Annotated in this window: 14 protein-coding genes and 1 pseudogene; 6 read left to right on the top strand and 9 right to left on the bottom strand. The window is 45.1% G+C overall.

What is annotated here, in order from left to right:
• Window positions 1-254 precede the first annotated feature (254 nt).
• Entirely contained in the window at window positions 255-836 is a 582-nt protein-coding gene (gene mobA, locus ACTHS3_RS02765; RefSeq protein WP_070625295.1) for a molybdenum cofactor guanylyltransferase MobA, read from the top strand.
• A gap of 79 nt (window positions 837-915) precedes the next feature.
• Here the strand turns inward: mobA and ACTHS3_RS02760 are convergent.
• The 6 genes and pseudogenes from ACTHS3_RS02760 to ACTHS3_RS02735 form a co-directional block, all read right to left on the bottom strand.
• Window positions 916-4,035: pseudogene (locus ACTHS3_RS02760) on the bottom strand (type I restriction endonuclease subunit R).
• A gap of 67 nt (window positions 4,036-4,102) precedes the next feature.
• Window positions 4,103-5,329, bottom strand: coding sequence for a restriction endonuclease subunit S (locus ACTHS3_RS02755; protein WP_070625290.1), 1,227 nt, complete (start codon window positions 5,327-5,329; stop codon window positions 4,103-4,105).
• A 9-nt stretch (window positions 5,330-5,338) separates the two neighbouring features.
• Window positions 5,339-8,092, bottom strand: coding sequence for a type I restriction-modification system subunit M (locus ACTHS3_RS02750; protein WP_440367104.1), 2,754 nt, complete (start codon window positions 8,090-8,092; stop codon window positions 5,339-5,341).
• A 290-nt stretch (window positions 8,093-8,382) separates the two neighbouring features.
• Window positions 8,383-8,604 carry a hypothetical protein gene (locus tag ACTHS3_RS02745; RefSeq protein ID WP_004520564.1) on the bottom strand — a complete coding sequence of 74 codons (222 nt, stop codon included), beginning with the start codon at window positions 8,602-8,604 and terminating at the stop codon, window positions 8,383-8,385.
• An 80-nt stretch (window positions 8,605-8,684) separates the two neighbouring features.
• Window positions 8,685-8,870: a hypothetical protein gene (locus ACTHS3_RS02740; RefSeq protein WP_070587648.1), complete on the bottom strand. Its 186-nt coding sequence runs from the start codon at window positions 8,868-8,870 to the stop codon at window positions 8,685-8,687.
• Between the two features lie 222 nt (window positions 8,871-9,092).
• The gene (locus ACTHS3_RS02735; RefSeq protein WP_004520561.1) at window positions 9,093-10,079 is read right to left on the bottom strand and encodes a GlxA family transcriptional regulator; all 987 of its coding nucleotides are present in this window, start codon (window positions 10,077-10,079) and stop codon (window positions 9,093-9,095) included.
• 97 nt (window positions 10,080-10,176) lie between these two features.
• Between ACTHS3_RS02735 and ACTHS3_RS02730 the strand changes: the two genes are divergently transcribed.
• Window positions 10,177-11,028: an MBL fold metallo-hydrolase gene (locus tag ACTHS3_RS02730; protein ID WP_004520560.1), complete on the top strand. Its 852-nt coding sequence runs from the start codon at window positions 10,177-10,179 to the stop codon at window positions 11,026-11,028.
• A gap of 57 nt (window positions 11,029-11,085) precedes the next feature.
• On the opposite strand, the gene ACTHS3_RS02725 is transcribed toward ACTHS3_RS02730, so the two are convergent.
• Window positions 11,086-11,289: a hypothetical protein gene (locus ACTHS3_RS02725; protein ID WP_004520559.1), complete on the bottom strand. Its 204-nt coding sequence runs from the start codon at window positions 11,287-11,289 to the stop codon at window positions 11,086-11,088.
• Between the two features lie 40 nt (window positions 11,290-11,329).
• Here ACTHS3_RS02725 and ACTHS3_RS02720 point away from each other — a divergent pair, with 40 nt between their 5' ends.
• A complete protein-coding gene (locus ACTHS3_RS02720; protein WP_440367101.1) occupies window positions 11,330-11,788 on the top strand; it encodes a LysR substrate-binding domain-containing protein in 459 nt (152 codons plus the stop codon).
• Window positions 11,789-11,926: 138 nt separating this feature from the next.
• A complete protein-coding gene (locus ACTHS3_RS02715) occupies window positions 11,927-12,505 on the top strand; it encodes an NAD(P)H-dependent oxidoreductase (RefSeq protein WP_004520557.1) in 579 nt (192 codons plus the stop codon).
• Window positions 12,506-12,562: 57 nt separating this feature from the next.
• Here the strand turns inward: ACTHS3_RS02715 and ACTHS3_RS02710 are convergent, their stop codons facing one another.
• Together ACTHS3_RS02710 and ACTHS3_RS02705 are read right to left on the bottom strand one after the other, a co-directional pair.
• Window positions 12,563-13,195: a histidine phosphatase family protein gene (locus ACTHS3_RS02710; RefSeq protein ID WP_039862396.1), complete on the bottom strand. Its 633-nt coding sequence runs from the start codon at window positions 13,193-13,195 to the stop codon at window positions 12,563-12,565.
• Window positions 13,196-13,285: 90 nt separating this feature from the next.
• Window positions 13,286-14,884 carry a PEP/pyruvate-binding domain-containing protein gene (locus ACTHS3_RS02705; protein WP_224783357.1) on the bottom strand — a complete coding sequence of 533 codons (1,599 nt, stop codon included), beginning with the start codon at window positions 14,882-14,884 and terminating at the stop codon, window positions 13,286-13,288.
• Between the two features lie 441 nt (window positions 14,885-15,325).
• On the opposite strand from ACTHS3_RS02705, the gene ACTHS3_RS02700 reads away from it, so the two are divergent.
• A complete protein-coding gene (locus ACTHS3_RS02700; protein ID WP_004520552.1) occupies window positions 15,326-15,979 on the top strand; it encodes an IS1595 family transposase in 654 nt (217 codons plus the stop codon).
• 160 nt (window positions 15,980-16,139) lie between these two features.
• Entirely contained in the window at window positions 16,140-18,338 is a 2,199-nt protein-coding gene (locus ACTHS3_RS02695) for a TonB-dependent hemoglobin/transferrin/lactoferrin family receptor (RefSeq protein ID WP_004520551.1), read from the top strand.
• Window positions 18,339-18,568 lie beyond the last annotated feature (230 nt).

Raw genomic sequence — 18,568 nt, 5'->3', positions numbered from 1 at the left:
ACGCAGGAAGACTAATCCGATAATCTTATAAAAATATCATTCTTTCGGCCTATAAACAACCTGTCTAAAATAATTGTATGGTTATGATAAGAAAAAACAGGGGTTTAATGTAAAATCATGTTATGATAAAATTCATCTTAAGTGAATTAAATCACAAAATCAGGTTTTAGACGGCCTGAAGCCTTAAAACTTATTCCATAAATACAACATCTCGAATAACACTTACGCACTCTGCTTTGCAAAGGACTACCAAAATGAAAATTTTTGCACTGATATTGGCCGGCGGGCAGGGAAGCCGGATGGGAGGTGTCGATAAAGGGTTGGTGCAGTGGCACAACAAAGCCTTGATAGATCACGTTATCGAAAAAATCCGCCCGCAAGTCAGCCATATCGCCATCAGTGCCAACCGCAATCTCGAATCCTACGCCCAACGCAGCGCGCACGTTTTCTCCGATGCGCGCCAATGGCAACATTACGGCCCTTTGGCCGCCTTGTGTACCGCCGCCAACGATTTACAAATTGCTACTGCCGATTGGCTGCTCATCGTATCTTGCGATATGCCGCGGATGCCGGAAAATTTGGTGTCCCAATTTGAAACCATCGCGCGGCGCACGCCATTGTGTAATGCATTCTATGTGGAGACCTCTGCCAGACCGCATTACAGTGTGATGTTCATCCGTCCGCAAATTCTGCAAAGCACCGTGCCATACCTTTATTCAGGAATGCGCAGCATCCGCGGCTGGCTGCAACAACAGCGCGCGCGGGTTGTCCATTTCCCTTATGAGCAGGATTTTATCAGCTACAACACGGAAAACGATTTGGCCCAGCCTTTGTAGTTGGGTCAGTAAGGGGACTAATGTTTAGGTAGAGATATGCTAACTTGATGATTATTTAATATCTTTCAATAGGTAATAACTATCTTGTAATTAGTTCCCTTAGAAATTCATCAATCCGTATATTTAAATAAAATATACGTTCTTCGTTAAAATAAACTTTGGCTTTTTCCCTATCGACTGTTTCTTTTAGGTCATTTAGTCTGCCTAAGTCCAAATTTTCGCTGGTATATTTTCTTGTCAACAGTGTACGTAGTAAATCTCCATCTAGCCCTAAATCTTTAATTATCTTTAGCACCTTATCATTGGCATCGTTTTGTTTATACGTGGTGATGTAATCACTTAATGCTAAATTTGGATCAAGCTTGATATCGCCGGATTGCACATCGTGTAAAAACAACTCAGCAAATTTTTGATCTTCTTTAGAAAGCGTAGCAAAAGAGTGGTGTAGCTCCTCAAGTGCAGCAGCTTCTTCTATGCCGCCGATGGTTTTAAGCCATTTTTCAAAACGGGCATTCATATAATTTTGATCAATTTTATCGGTTTCGATTTCGTTGATGTGCGAACGCAAATCAAACGGCACATCATCGCTACCGCCACCATTGCCTGAACTTTCTTTAAACAAATCTTTATAACGAGCCAGCAGTTTATCGTAGGTCTCTTGATCGAAATTGAGTGTGGCAGTGATCACGCTGTCGTCTTCCTGTACCACGTCATAGCTTGATTTTCCCCAAGAAAAACCCAAGAGCCGAGCAGCTTGTAAGTGCTCATTGAGCTGATTGAATAGTTTGACAAACTTTGCGCATGAGGTTGTATCATCAGGGTTTTTTGAAAAATCCTCTAATCCTGCCCATTTGAAAATATCGGCAATATCGGAAAAACAGACATTCATTTTGTCGATAACCTTATCTAAATTATCGACAAACAGCCCCATAGGACGGTCGCCCGAATAAAGTTTTACGGCTCGCTCAATATTGCGTTGCATCGTATGCGGCTTGCGGTAATAGCGGATTAAACCAAAAGGCTTATCGGTTTTGTCGCATACGCGGTTAGTGCGGGAAAACGCCTGAATCAAGTTGGCGTAATCCAAAATTTTGTCTAGATAGAGCGTATTGAGCCATTTGCTGTCAAAGCCTGTCAGCATCTGATCGACCACAATCAACAAATCCAGCTGCTCGTCGGGCTTGATTCTCTTATACGCATTGATATGCGACAACCTATCCGACAAATCCGTTTTAAATCGGGAATAAGTGGCATAGCCGAAGCTTGTGCCGAACTGGGCGTTGTAATCTTCCAAAATTTCGGCAATCCATATTTCCTTGTCGTTGCCTTGCCCATCGTTAAGTATATTCGGATCGAAAAGGGCGGTCAGTTTCGGCAAGGAATTTTTAGCTTCCTCAGAATTTCCGACTTCCTCAGCAATTCTGATTTTCTCAGCAATTCTGGCTTTAATTAGGCGGTAATAATTGACCGCTTCGGGAATAGAGCTGGTGGCAAAAATGGCATGATATTTTTTGCCTTGGCTGAGGCGTGGCCAATTATCCAGCATGTCGTCGATCACTGCATTCACATGTTCCGGCGTTTGATATTGCACATTGGGTATATAATCTTCAATGCCTTTTTGATATTTGCCGTCTGAAGTATATTCTCCCGCCATCGGCACATCATTCATAAATTGATTGTAGATTTTTTTCTTTTGGTCATCGGCAAATACTTCGCTTTCATCTGTTGCTTTGGCTTCTTGCAAAGCGACAGTTCTGCGTAAATCGCTGTCTTTAAAGGTACGGATATGGAAGGGGTGAAAGCCCAGCACATTTTCATCACGAATGCCGTCTGCAATGGAATAGCGGTGCAATTCATTACCGAAAACCGTGGCAGTGGTTGAATTTTTCTTAGCGTTTTCTTCTTCAATCGGCGTGCCGGTAAAGCCAAAGAAAAGTGCATTGGGGAAGGTATGCTTAATGGTGAGCAACATATCGCCAAAAGTAGTGCGGTGGGCTTCATCAATGATAAACACCAAACGTTTACCACTGATTTGCTCGATATCAGCCTCATTTACCCCTTCTTACGCCTTGATATTACTCATTTTTTGAATGGAGGTAACGATTAAGCGGTCGCGGTCTTGTTTGCTTTTCAGCTTGGCGAGCAAAATGGCGGTGTTTTCCGTTGCCTGCACATCATCTTTACTATCGGCAAAATTCTGATATTCCTCCAGCGATTGCTTGCCCAACTCAATACGGTCGAGCAAGAAAATCACCTTATCCGCATCTTTGCGGCGGCTGATTAACTGCGCCGATTTAAAACTCGACATCGTTTTGCCCGATCCTGTGGTATGCCAAATATAGCCGCCGCGCTGATTGCCCGAAGTCCAATCTGTCTTTGCCACCGTGTCAGCAATCTTGTTGACCGCATAATACTGATAGCTGCGCAACACTTTCAGCTGCTCGTCTTTCGCATCGGCAATGGTGTAATCGCCGATAAACTGGTGCGCCATCGGAATCGAGAGGAAATGCGTCGCTACCTTATCCCAATCGTTCATATACACATTATTGAAATCCGCCCAACGGAAGTAAAACGCAGGATTTAGTGGACCGCCGGTATTGGCAAAATAGCGGCATTCTTCCGGCGTCATCGCCACAAACACCTGCACCAGACTAAAAATGCCCGAAAACGCGCCTGTCTCATGGTATCGCTCAATTTGTTTGGTCGCTTGGCTGATGGGCACGCTAGAGCATTTCAGCTCAATATGGAACATCGGCATGCCGTTGATTAACAGCATCAAATCGCCGCGCTGCTTAGGGTATAAATCCGAGCGGTGAGAAAAACGAGGTTGTTGGGCAATTTGATAGCGGCTTTTGCCGGCAGAAATTTCCTCACGGTCGAAAATATCCAACGACACTTCCTTGCCGAAATGACGGCTTTCCTCATTTTCACGCTTGATGGCCACCGTTTTGCCATTGATAAAGCCGTTTAGCGCATAAGGCGTTTTTAATGCCTGCACCTGCTCCAAAATCTGGTTCATTTCCGAGCGAATCAACGGCACATCGAGCTTGTCGATATGTTGGTTGGTTTTATTCAAATGCTCCTGCCAGTTGGCAATCAACTTTTCTTCGGTAGGATAGCGCAACACTTCCTTTTCCCAGCTTTTGGTGCCAAGCAAGGCAATCAGTGCGTTTTCAAAATCAGCTTCTTTATTAAACATTCTTTTTCTCCGTAAGGGCGCTACTACAATTTTTCAGACGGCCTCAATCATGGGCAGGAACACCGCCCTATACCAACATCGCCGCCAACAGCCCTTTTTTGAGTTGGTTTAATTTTTCGACTTCTGCCGACTGTAAGGCAATGGTTTCGTCCAGTTGGCGGAAGAAAGTACCGATGGCGGTTTGTTCTTCCGGATTTTTAGGAATTAGAATTTCTTGTTCATTTAAATCGCCAATACTTAAGTTTCCAATTGCTCCATTCCCACCTGCTACGAAAATGCGAATGAAATCTAAGTACCAAGCAGAACTTATTGAGGCATTTAAAAAATAAGGATTTTCTGTTTTTGCTAAAAGCATAAAACCACCATGAACGGCTGGTCTAGATGTTTTAATAATTGCGTGTTTACCAACTAAACGAGAAGAACCATTTGCTGCCGTAATTAAAATATCTCCATTCTGAACTAAGGGAATGTTTACCGCACGTTTGCATACAAAAACATCATCATTTTTTTCAATATAATTTTCTTCATCAATATTAGAGGAACGCAAAACACGAATACCATTTGGGGAAATATCTAATGGTGAATATGTTAAACCTCTACGTAGTTCAGCTATATCACTGAATTTCCTACATTCCCACTCACCCTCAAACCCTTTAAAGCGGATTTTCGGTATTTTTTCACCGTTTGCGGGGAACATTTTTGCCAGCATTGCCTTTTTAAGCTGACGGCTTTTTTCCAATACCGCACGGCTCTCGGCGATTTGGCTGTCTAAGCGACGGAAAAACAAACTGAGGTGGGTTTGTTCGGGAAGAGACGGTAAAGTGATTTCCCGGCTTTTCCAGTCTTCAACATTGAAAACCATTTTTTCAATATCTACACCGTAAGAGCTTAATAAAAACTTGCGGTACATACTTGGCGTTCGAGAAACAAGTGTAAGAAATTCTGTTCTTACATCGTTATTACTAACAACAACCAAATATTCATTCGATACAATGGCATTATCTAACTCAGAAGGAACAATGCCATTGGCACCATGAATAATCTGACGCTTGGAAATTAAATAATCGTTCGTTTTTAATTGGCTATAATTTTTAACTAAAATATCTTTCCCCAATAAATATCCACGAGAAACGACACCTTCGTTGCGGCGTTTTACGGTAACAAGCTGGTATTTTTCGCTATCTTCTAAATAAATAGAACGACGTACTTCACTCAATATCTCGCCGATTTTTTTCTCTTCCCACGCCCCCGCAAAACCCTGAAACCGCAAACGTGGCTCTTGTTGCTTATTCATTTTTCCCCCTTAGCCTTTCAAAATCTCCTGCCATGCGGCAATGCCCTGCAAATCAAACTCGCTGCCGGTGAGTTCGTCCATCATTTGCGCCAGTGCGGCGGCGCTTTCCTGTTTACGCTCGCTGATGTGCTGATAGGTGTCGGCATATTTGTCGCAAAGTGCGGTCAGTTTTTGGCTGAATTGCGCCAGCATGTTTTCAGGCAGCCTGCACATCGCCTCATTAAGCGGAACAAACCATTTTTGGCGGAGCAAATCGAGGGCCTCGGCATCATCCAGGGCTTCAATGGTGGCTTTGGTTTTGCTGTGGAGGTTCGCTGAGTCGGTTTTAATCTGGGCTTTTATTTCTTTTTCTTCCTCCAATAATGCTTGAACTGTTAATAGTTTGTTCTCTAAGCTATCTTCGTCAAATTCATAACCGCTACGCAAAGATTTTAAATATGCATTCACTTTCGCTTTTGCATAAGTGCCATCTTTTGAAGCTTCAATATTTTCCCAATTTACAACCGTATTTTCTTGAATAAACACTAATTTTTCAGCTTTTTTAGCCTTGTTTGACAATAATTCTAGGTAATTTTCCAATGCGATTGTTTCTTCTGTTGTAACGCTTGCATAAATTACTTTGAAATAAGCAGCAATTTCTTTAGCAATAAATGCATCATTATCGTCATTGACATAAGGTCCACTTTTTTCTTCTTCGCTCAAATCATCTAAAATACTCTGTAGTTCGGCGGTGATTTCCTCTAAGCGATTTTCTTTGGCTTTCAGGTTTGTCAATTCCTGCGGTAATTTGACGGCTTGCACCAATTCAAATGGCAGAATATGCCCTACCCAGCCGTCTTGTACTTCGGCTTCTTTTTTGGTTTTGCTGTCTTTTTTCAACACCATAAATGGATCAACCTGCTTAATTGCTTGTTTGCCTTCGGTTTGAATCATCTCCAAATCGGCGGCAATGCCTGCCACATCGGCGCGCCATAGGTCATCGAGTTTTTGATAGGCGGTATAAAAATCCAATAAGGGCATTGCCTGCACTTTTTCCCGAATGAGTTCGGCGAGTTGCTGCTGGGTTTGGGAGATGTTGAGCGTTTCCATCGGCTCAATCAGCAGGGTTCCCAAGCTGGCAGTGAAATCGGCAAAGTTTTCTGCAAATTGCGCTTGGTAATGCAGCACGCTGGCGTGGCTTTGCATGGCGGCTTTGAGATTGTCGGTTTTCGGCTGCACATAAGGTGTGCCGTTATCGGTAAACAAGGCCGTCTGTAAACCGTCAAAGGCTGCCCAATAGTCTGCAAATTGTGCCAGCTCGGCTTTGGGAATGCCGCCGTGTATGGTGGCGAAGATATCCCATTGCTCCGCCGGCTCCGCAGAATCGACGTAGCGCGGAATATTGAGGTTGTAGCCGTTTGCCACAATTTCGGCTTTCGGCACAATGCGGGAGAATTTAGGTAATTCCCGACGATGGGTCACGCAATCGACAATGCGCTTGATGTCGCTTGCTTGCAAATGGTTGTTTTTTCCTACTTTGATGAAATGCTTGGAGGCGTCAATCATCAATACGTCGTTACGTTCGCGCTCTTGGCGTAAAACGATAATGATGGTGGGAATGCCAGTGCCGAAAAAGATATTGGCAGGCAGACCGATAATGGCATCAATATGATTGTATTCAATCAGATTTTTTCGGATTTTCTCTTCTTCTCCGCCCCTAAAAAGCACGCCATGCGGCAAGACGATGGTCATGATGCCGTCGGGCTTTAAATGGAAGAGGTCGTGCAATAGAAAGGCAAAATCGGCTTTTGCCTGCGGGGCGACGCCAAAACGTTTGTAGCGGATGTCGCCTTCTTTGTCTTTGGGATTCCACGGCTGGGAATAGGGTGGATTGGACACTACGGCATCCAGATACAGCGGTTCGCCTTCCAGCGGCCAGTCGTCTTCTAATGTATCGGCATTGCGGGTGAAAATATTGCTCGGCAAAATGCCGCGCATGACCAAATTCATGCGCGTGAGGTTGTAAGTGTTTTCTTTTAATTCTTGGGCGTAATATTTGATGCTGTCGGCGCTTTTGAGATGTTTGGCAACGCTATGGCCGATGTTGATCAGCAATGAACCTGAGCCGCTGGTCGGGTCGTAAATGCTGATTTCTTCACGATCTTTGAGATGGTCGGCAATGATTTCAGACATCAGCAAAGATACTTCGTGCGGCGTATAAAATTCGCCCGCTTTTTTGCCTGCGTTGGCAGCAAACATACTAATCAGGTATTCATAAATAAAGCCCAATACGTCATAGCCCTGTTTACCGTCCATCGAAATATCGGCAATCAGTACAAAAAGGTCTTTCACTGCATTGGTTTGGTTGGTGGCGCCATCGCCCAATTTGCTCAAACCGGATTCTAAGGTCTTGAAAATACCGTCAAAAACAGTGGTGTAATTGTCGGCAATATTGCGACTGAAAGCGCTCATTGCCGTACGAACGTGGGCAATATTGAAATCCGAGCCTTGGGCTAACCAAGTTGAGAATAGGTGTTCGTAGCTGATGAAATAACCGAGGTTTCTTTTGATATGGTTGACAAGCACCCCGTTAGATTCGGTAAGCTCATCGGCAAAATTTGATTTTTCTAAGCCTTGTTCAAGGGCAAATTTCTCCAGTTTGTCGGACAAAAATTTGTAGAAAATAAAGCCTAAGATGTAGTCTTTGTATTCGTTCGCTTCAATTTTGGAACGCATTTTATTCGCAGATTGCCAAATTTTGGCTGCAAGTTGTTGTTTATTCATTTTTTCTCTTATTGGTTTTTGATTTTATACATATTGCGGTATTTATGATTGCTAGGTGCAGACTTAGCTATGATAAACCATCAACACGGTGTTTACATAATTTACATCGTAGAGGGAGTATGATTCATCGATGCAATGAAAAATGGTAGGAAAGCTCACATTACACAAAGGCCGTCTGAAACTCAACTTTCAGACGGCATCTTGTATCCATATAAGAGCCGCTATCTCTATTGGCGAGGATGAGATTGAGCTTGTAATCTTTGAATATATCAGACGGTTTTAAAACTCAATTAAATAATGTTCGGATTTAGCACCAAATCATATTCGCCAAACTTTGGAAATAGAATTACCTTATCTTTTTGGGGATATAATTCTGTTTTTTCATATCGCTCATTATTAATAAAATCTTCTTTCAAGATATAGCAGTCATCCGTATTTTCATTGAAGAAATAAGTATATCCTTCTGCTAAGTCATGAGATTCCAAAGTTATATAATCTCTCCATACAGCCATAGAAAGAAAATAATATTGCGAATTAGAATATTTTTGAAATTGATGGGTTAAATAATCCCTTCCAAATTTATCGAAAAAATTTACTGAAAAAAACCTACTTCCTCTCGTAAAGTAATTACATATTCAGGTTGTTTCACCGAACCTATTACGGTAGTATATAACTTCCCTTTAATATGTTTTTCCTCAGCTTGTTTCTCAGAAAAAGGCTTATGAAGTTCCTTATAACCATAAGACCACTGCTCACAATAAAAAATATCTTTCTTCATTTGTAAATCCTTCCTATTGTATCCCTAATGCTAACATTTTCTTCTAATGATTAAGATAGAACAAGCGTTTGGATTTTGAAGACGATTTATAAAAACTCTTTGAAATCTCTCTACTCTTTGAAAAAGGAAAAAGGCCGTCTGAAAAGTACAGGCTGCTTTTTGGGTTTTCAGACGACCTCAAAAGTAGCCTGCACTCAGGTATCTTGGATTGACTAACGCGAGCTATCTGCCAAATACTTTCCGCCAGGCATTTGGATTGATTTTAAATTTGGCTTTGAACTGCAAACGTAGGTTTGCCGCGCTGCCGAAGCCGCTTTGTTCGGCGATGCGTTCTATCGGCAAATCCGTATTTTCCAATAAATCCTGCACCTGCCATAGCCGCTCTGTTGTGAGCCACTCACCGAAATTCATACCTGTGGCTTGAGAAAAATGGCGGATAAAGGTTCGGCGGGAAACAGCTAATTTTTTTGCCAAATCGTCCAAGCGGTATGGGGTGGCAAGGTTTTGGCGCAGTTCGTCCAATAAGTGATTGATTTTGTCATCGGCTGTACGACGTTCGACAGGTCGGTGGATAAACTGTGCCTGCCCGCCTTCGCGGTGTGGTGCCGCAACCAAGGTACGGGCAAGGTCGTTGGCAACGGTTGCACCATGGATTTTACGGATGAGGTAAAGGCAGCAATCCAGCCCGCCCGCCGCACCTGCCGATGTTAAAAAGTTGCCGTCTTCCGCATATAGGCGGTTGGTATCCAGATGAATTTTAGGGAAACGGCGGACAAAGTCGTCTTCGGCAAGCCAGTGGGTGGCGGCGGTTCTGCCGTCTAAAAGTCCTGTGTAGGCAAGGGCGTAAGTGCCGTAACATAGTGCGGTGATATGCGCGCCACGTTGTACTGCTTTCTGTAAATGTGCGCTTAACTCGGGTGTCGGGGCTTCTTCAATATTGCGCCAGCCTGCGATGACGATGATGTCGGCTTCTTCCGTCAAATCCAATCCGCCGTGTACGGGAATGCTTGCACCCAGTGCCGTGATAACGTCTTTGCTATCATCGGAACAGATTTTCAGGTCAAAGAGCGGATTGTCCCGATAGGTCGTCTGAAAAACAGAAAAGGGAATGTTGAAGACAAAATCATTCATGCCCGATTGAGCATATAGCACGATTTTTGGGACAGTTTGATTTTGGCGAAACTCGTTACGCTCGTTTTCAGACGACATTTTGGCACTATCCTTGCGTTTGTTGGCAATATTGCCTATTTTAGCCGATACACCTGCTGTTTAAAATACGCTACATGATTTTTTAAGGAGCAACATCATGAAATTCAAGCAATTTATTCTTGCCACTGTTTTGGGCGCGACAGCCTTTTCCGCTTGGGCAGACGATTCATACCAACATATCCGTAACGCTACCGCCAAAGTCGAATATGCGGGGCAGACGTTTTTGATTGACCCATTTTTCGCCCCCAAGCATTCCATGAACGGCTTTGCCGGTACGTTCAATAACCAAGCCAAAATGCCGCTGGTCGGGCTTCCGATGAGCGTGAATAAAATTTTGGACGGTGTGGATGCAGTTGTCGTTACCCATACTCACGAAGACCATTGGGACGAAACCGCCGCACGTTCCATTCCGAAAAACCTGCCCGTATATGTGCAGCACCAAGCCGACGCGGCAAAAATCCGCAGCCAAGGCTTTACTGATGTACGCGTGTTGAACGGCAGCACTGTATTCAACGGTGTAACCATCAGCAAAACCGGCGGCGTACATGGTACAGAAGCCATGTATGCCAACCCTCAGCTAGCCGAAATCTTAGGCGATGCAATGGGTGTGGTATTTCAAAGCAGCGGACACAAAACCGCTTATATTATGGGTGATACTGTGTGGACGGCAGATGTAAACAAAGCATTGAACCGCTACAAACCCGATTATCTGATTATGAACACGGGCTACGCGCTGATTTCAGGCATTTCAGACGGCATTATTATGGGGACGGCTGATGTATTAAAAGCCAGCCAAGTCATGCCTAAAGCCAAAATCATCACCGTACACATGGATACCGTGAATCATACCGCCGTCAGCCGCACCGATATGCGTAAATTTATACGCGGTCAAGGCATTGAAAGCCGTGTGAACGTTCCGGAAGACGGAGAAATCCTGAAACTGGATTGATAAACGGCTCATTATCCTAAAGCAGCCTGTACCTTGTTTTTCAAAGTGCAGGCTGCTTTATTTTTTCGCGGCTTTTGTTAAACCGTCTAACCATGCTTGATGGCCGTTTACCATTGGATTTGGCACAGTTACTGCCAAGCCTTTGGCGAGTTTGCCGATTTGGCTTTCTTCGGTTAATACACGCACGCGGTTGTTAGGCAGGCTTTCTAAAATCCAAGCGCCGAAAATTAAAGTGGTGGTGCTGGCGATTAACGAAAGCATCGTACAAAATCAGCTTGAACAGCAGTAAATTGACTTTGCGGTGGTTACACTAGACTTCCAAGCACCGGATATTCATGCAAAAAATCTGTATGATGAACGCTATATTTGTGCCGTTCGCCACGATCACCCAATAGCCCAACAAACAGAACTTACCCTTGAGCAATTTTGCCAGTTAGAACAAGCCTTGATTTCCTATCATGGCTGTAACTTCAGCGGTGTTATTGACCAAGCCCTGAAAGCGATGGGGCTACAAAGAAATGTCAGTCTATCGGTACAAAACTTTATTGTTTTGCCTGAATTACTAGAACAAAGCGATTTATTGGTAGTCCTGACTGAACGTTTAATTAGCAACTTGCCCAATCTCAAACGCTTTGAGCCCCCCCTTGAAATTCAAGGTTTTACCAAAACATTGATTTGGCACGAACGGACACATAAAGATCCTGCGTATCGCTGGGTTAGAGAGCTGATTGAAAAGGCTTATTTGGTTGAAGGAAGATAATGAATGCTAATGATAGGTATGATAAATTTCCCTTTATGGTCTGTAAAAGCGTGCAAGCCAATGTACTTTTAAAAGATGCAGTAAAAAGGCATAATTGAAGCTCTCATTTTTCAGAATTATTTGTTGTAGGAGCAAAAGATGAATATTTTATTACTAGACGGTGGTAAAAATTTCGGACATTCGCATGGTGAGTTAAACCACACGCTTCATAAAAAAGCGAAAGAAGTTTTGACCGTACTTGGACACAATATACAAGAAACCGTGATTGATGCCGGCTATGATGTTGAAGCAGAAATCGAAAAATTCTTATGGATGGATGCCGTGATTTGGCAGATGCCGGGCTGGTGGATGCACGAACCTTGGACAGTGAAAAAATACATAGACGAAGTATTAACCGCCGGACACGGCAAGCTTTACCATAGTGATGGTCGCCATCGTGTCAATCCGACTGAAGGCTACGGCACAGGTGGTTTGTTGCAAGGTAAAAAACACATGCTCTCGCTTACTTGGAATGCCCCGATTGAAGCCTTTACTCGCGAAGGCGACTTCTTCGAAGGTAAAGGTGTGGATGCTTTATACATGCACTTCCACAAACTCAATGAGTTCATCGGTTTGACCCGTCTGCCAACATTCGTATGTAACGATGTGATTAAAAATCCACAAGTAGAACAATATTTAGTAGACTATCAAGCATACTTGGAAAAAGTATTCGGCTAATGGCAAAAAAGGTGGGTAAAAATGCCCACCTTTTTTATTATTGATGAATAGTTGTGATCATTGTAAATGAGCCACATCGTTAAGTTGCTCAATATGAAAACCGCTTTCACTATCGTATTTCACAATACTGATCGAAGTATTTAACAATGACACGGATTTACCCTCATCACGATGGTTTTCCCAAGTCGCTCCGCCTAGTAAGGATAATAAAAGCCGCAAGGTATGGCCATGTGATACCACTAAAATATTGGCTCCCGATTGATGTACTTTAATGATATCGCAAAGGGCGTCCATTGCACGTACTGCTAATTGTTCAAAGGTTTCGCCACCATTGCTTAATGCTTTATAAGCTGCCGGGTCATTGGTCAGTTGTTTAAATTCGGTTAACTTCCGTAGGTCAGTGATCTGCATACCTTCCCAACTTCCAAAAGATTGCTCATTTAGTCCACAGTGCTGAAAAAGAGGAATAGGACGCTGACCGATAATATGGCCAGCCGTATCAATGGCACGTTGTAAAATGCTGGAATAAGCAGCGGTAAATTCTACTTGTTGTAGCGCCGCCCCGGTTTTCTGAGCTCCTGTAATTCCTTGTTCGGTCAGTGGTGAATTGCCTGATCCCTGCAAAAGCTCTTGTTCGTTCCATTGGGTACGGCCATGGCGAATAAAATAAAAAGTGAGTTGTTTTGACATCATAGTTCCTTGGAGATCTGGAAGTATAGGGTATAACTAACTTATGATGCAAAGGCCGTCTGAAACGATAATTTCAAACGGCCTTTTACTTTAACGTGTACCGTTTAGATACGGTCGTGCTTGGAGGATAACAAGCTTACCATTGTCAAACGCCCATTCGATATCCTGCTCGCCATTGGCAAATAGCTGTTTGATTTGTTGGCCGGTTTGGTCAAGGCGACGGATTTGTTCTTGATTCATCACATTGCCACTGGTTACAGGCACCTCCCGTACTCCACCATTTTTATCCAGTTGCAACGCTGTGGTTTCATTAGAGGAGCTGAGACGTTGTACAGAATCATTGCGACGGTTATAGACCACCTGTTCGGCTACCCGTTTGCCTTCAACGACACGAATACCCAACCCGCGTTTGGCGGCAATGTAGGCGCTATTTTTCTGAGCAATATCATAAGGATTGATGGTAACCAACACGCCGGAGAGATCTGCATTGATGCTTTGTTGCACAAAGACACTCATTTTCACGCTATCGTGAGGCAATCCGGCAATACGGCGGGCTTCGTATGCACTGTAATTGAAAACAGAAGCCCAAGATTGCTTCACTGCTTCGGCCAACGCGTTTTCATCGGTAACATTTGGCACGGTGGTGTACAGCCCTGCGCCGCTGAAATTGGGTAGGTCTTCGGAATTAGAGGAGCTGCGGACAAACACGCCTTTGCTGTTTAATTGATTGCGCCATTGCTCAGCCCATTTATGTTTCCATTCCGACGGGATTTCGGCATCGGTAATTTTTTTCTGCAGCGTGAGTAAAGCAGTACGGCGCTTGCGGTTGTCTCCATCACTTTGTGTTTCGATTTGGGCCAGTGTTGTTGCATTAATACCCAGCCTATCCATCATGGCTTGATAATAGGCAAACGGAATGCAGAATCCGTCAGGTACATTACTACCTTTAATATGGGCGCGGATATGACCGAGGTTGGCAGCCTTACTGCCGCAGTAACGGCTGTCATCACGGCGCAGGTTTGACAAAGCCCTAAGGCCATAATCGGAAACATCAGGTTGGGGCAGGGTAAGGCCGTCTGAAAAGCTTTTACTGGTAGTGTTCCGGTTGGTTTGGACAATTCGGTATTGCTTAGCAGTCGCTTCAAATTCGATACGACGGCCAATATATGGGGCTAGGATTTTTTCTGCGTCTTTAAGGTAAATATTGGGAATCCCCCAGCCGCGTGCCAATACATTCACATGCGATAGTGCAGTAGATGGTTTCTCGCTGATAATCCCTGCCACAGGTGGCAGCTCTAGGGGAACCTCTTTCAAAATAATAATATCGTCGGCGCCAACATTATGAAGATCATCTTCTTTGACAATAACGCGTAATGTACCTATCGCTTTACCTTGGTTTAGAGGCAGGTAGGGGAAATTTTTAATCAAACTTTCTTGGGTAATAAAAGGAACTTTGCTTTGCTCGGCAACGGTTTCCTGCCATAAAGAATTGGTTTTATAACGCAACGGAGCGTAGAAACTGTCTTTCAGACGGCCTGCCGCCAATTTCAACAATTCAGGTGTGATTTTGTCTCCTTCCCAAAACTCATAAACATATTCTTGAGTACTATTCTGCCAACTGATAGTACCCAACAGATAACGCCGGTTAGGACTACGGTATTGTTGATTCAATTCAGTTTTTGACAGCATGGGTTTCAAGATGGTAGCCAGATAGTGCTCATGCAGCCGAAATTTGGGAGTATTGATGTAGTCTGTACGGTTATTATTTTCACGATCGATGAGGAAAAGGATATGAGGAATTTCATATTCACTACCTTGCTCATAAATACGCGACAGTAAGTCAAAATCAGCTTGGTTTTTGATTGCAGATAATGCAGGAATTTGTGTTTTAACTGGGGTGGCTACAGTTTGACGCTTTTCAGACTCGTAATTAAGAAGGCTTACGCGCCGTTGGTGCAGCCATGTCGGCTGTCTCAGCTTCAGGACGGCACGCTGAAAGTAAAAACAATATTGGGAGGTAAAAAGCAGGCTTCATGATGTTATCGGTTATCTAAATCAGATGAAAAGAAATATACCTATGGTAAAAATCTAGGGGCTGACGTAGATTAGCGGTTATGCTAGGCTACGAAAATGCAGATAACCAATTGTAAATTAAGCAAGAGAGTTCAAAAGAAACTACTTGAATTTTTTGTACTCCAAGTTACCGCCCGTTCCGCTGCCGATATTTTGGGCATTCAGCCCAACTCCGCTATTCTGTTCTACCGCAAAATTCGTATGGTTATCAGCCATTATCTGGCCTTGGTTGCCGATGAGGTTTTTGAGAGCTCTGTTGAGCTGGACGAAAGTTATTTCGGCGGAAGGCGTAAAGGCAGACGTGGTCGCGGCGCAGCAGGAAAAGTAGTTGTCTTTGGCATCCTGAAACGCAACGGACGGGTCTATACCGTTGTCGTAGATAATGCCAAATCTGATACTTTGATGCCTGTTATCAAACAGAAAATCATGCCGGACAGCATTGTTTACACGGATAGCCTGAGCAGCTATGACAAGCTGGACGTAAGCGGTTTTATCCATTACCGTATCAACCATTCCAAGGAATTTGCAGACCGTCAGAACCACATTAACGACATTGAGAATTTTTGGAATCAGGCAAAACGCGTCTTGCGTAAATACAACGGAATTGATCGCAAATCCTTCCCGCTGTTCTTGAAAGAATGCGAATTTCAGTTTAACTTCGGCACACCGTCTCAACAGCTTAAAATTCTGCGGGATTGGTGTGGAATTTAGGGCTAATCTACGTCAGCCCCATTATTTATCCAGCTACGTCATACTATATTTTGCGTTTTTGAAGTGGTTTTAGTGCTATCTTGTGGTTTCTAAACTTGCAAAAATCGCCTATTTATTTTATAAATGCAAACCATTTTTATTCAAATAATAAGGTTGTGTAATGAAAAAGAAAGCGATTGCCTGTGTAATAGGGGCGGTTTTTTCCGGACAGTTATATGCGGCTCAGATGCCGGTGGCTCAGGCAGAAATAGAGCCTGTGGTGGTTACGGCCGACCGTAATGCGCAAACCTTGGATAAAGCGGCGCCGAATGTGTCGGTTATCGGACGCAAAACCTTGAATCAAGCCTCGGCACAGAATTTAGACGATATCGTGATGTATGAATTCGGCGTCAGCGTGCCGTCAGACAACAATCGCCGCGGTCATGCGGGTATCAATATCCGAGGCATAGACGGCAACCGCATTCTGATGATGGTGGACGGCGTACGCATTCCCGAATCTTATGCAGGCGGCGGTTCCAACGGCGCGATTTCGGGACGCGATATGGTCGAAAGCGACACGCTCAAGCAGGTCGATATTGTCAAAGGCCCTTATTCCGCGCTGTACGGTAGTGATGCGCTTGGCGGCGTGGTGAACATGGTGACGCTCTCACCGAGCGATTTTGTCGATGCGGGCAAACGCGGGTATTTCGGTTTAAAACACAGCTACCGCGGCCGTGACCGCAGCCATGGCGTGACGGCGACTGTGGCAGGTTTCCATGAAAACGCCGAAGGTCTGCTGATGCTGACGCGCCGTCAAGGTCATGAAACCGAAAACATGGGCAGCGATACCAGCTACTCGACTGCGCGTACTGCCACCAACCCTCAGAAAAACAATGCCTATAATATCTTGGCGAAAGGCAATATCGGCAACGAACGCCACCGCTTGGAAACTTTGTACGAACAGTATTACCACGCCAACGATACCGTATTGGCAAACGGCTTGGGTTCGCAATCGCGCGGGCCGGTAACCATCGCAACATCTGAGAGCAACGCCCGCGACCGTATCCGCCGTCAACGTATCGAAGCAGGCTACCGCTACACTGGCGAAGGCCGTCTGAAAGAAGCCAACCTGACTGCCTATCAGCAAAAACTGCGTACGGAAGACGATGCCGTCGATGCGAGCATTACGCGTATGGGCACGCGCCAATTAGGTAACTCGACCCGTTATTCCGACTACGGTTTCAATCAGACCATACGCGGGCTGAACGGACGCAGCGTATGGGAATTTGACGGCGCGGTCAAACAAACCGTCGTTGCCGGCGCCGAATACAAACACACCGAGACCGCCCGTCCGCGCGACAGCCTGACAGTGGACAATCTGACCGGTGCCGTCAGCAAAGTTTATGCAGGCAGCACCTATCCGAATAAAACTTTCCCCGACAGCAAGCGCAAAACGTTCAGCGTTTACGCACAAGACAGCCTGACTTTCGGCAACGGCATCGTCCTGACACCGGCCTTGCGTTACGAAAAAGACAAGCTGAACACTTCGACCGATCAAGCCTATCTCAACGCCAACCCCAGCGGAACGGCGACGCGCTTTAGCGATTCCGCGTTTACACCCAGCCTGCGCCTGAGTGTACCGATGGGTGAGCAGTTCACCAGTTTTGCCACTTATTCCCAAGGCTTCCGTACGCCGCCGTTTGACAGTGCGACCATGGCGTTTGCCAATACGACCTACGGCTATGCCGTCATTCCCAATGCCAACCTCAAATCCGAACGCTCCAACAGCTTTGAATTGGGGATGAAGTTCAAAAACGAACGCACCCGTGCGCAAGTTACCGCGTTCTACAACCGTTATCGAAACTTCATCGACCGCACCGAAGTCGGCACTGCCTCCATAGGCGGTCGCCCGATTATCCAGTACCAATATCAAAACCTTGATCACGTCAAAACCTACGGTGCCGAAGCCTCTGCCGCCTACAAATTCCTGCCGGGCTGGCAAGTCTCCGGCAGCATCGCTTGGATGCGTGGCAAGCAGCAAGACGGCACGCCGCTGGATTCCGCCTACCCGCTCAACGGCGTTTTGGGCGTGGACTACGCGCAAGAAAAATGGGGGGGCGATACCAAACTGCGCTGGTCGAAAAAACACAGCCGCGTCAGCAGCGACAGCATTTTCCAAGCGCCGGGCTACGGCGTATGGGATGTCGGAGCGTGGTACAAGCCGTCTAAAAACGTCGAAATCGGCGCGAACATTTACAATATCGGCAACAAAAAATACTGGCAACACGCAGACGTCGCCGGCATGAGCCGCTCAAGCGTGATGGATTTGTACACCGAAACCGGCCGCAATTTCGCCGCAACCGTACAACTGAAGTTCTAATGTGATTTAACCGTTTTCAGACGGCCTGAGAAAGCGAGCAGGCCGTCTGAAAGCATTCGACAAGGAAAATAAATGAAACTCAAACTCCTTCTGCTTTCCGCACTTATTTCGTTGACCGGCACTGCACACGCGCAACGCATCGTCGTGTTGACCCCCGATACGGCAGACATCGTTGCCGCGCTCGGCGCATTGGACGAAATCGTCGGCCGCGATCAGACCGTTCAAAATCC

It is taken from the genome of Neisseria sp. P0009.S007 (assembly GCF_051962515.1).
The sequence above is the reverse complement of the archived record's forward strand: the minus strand, read 5'-3'. Positions and strand labels throughout refer to the sequence as shown.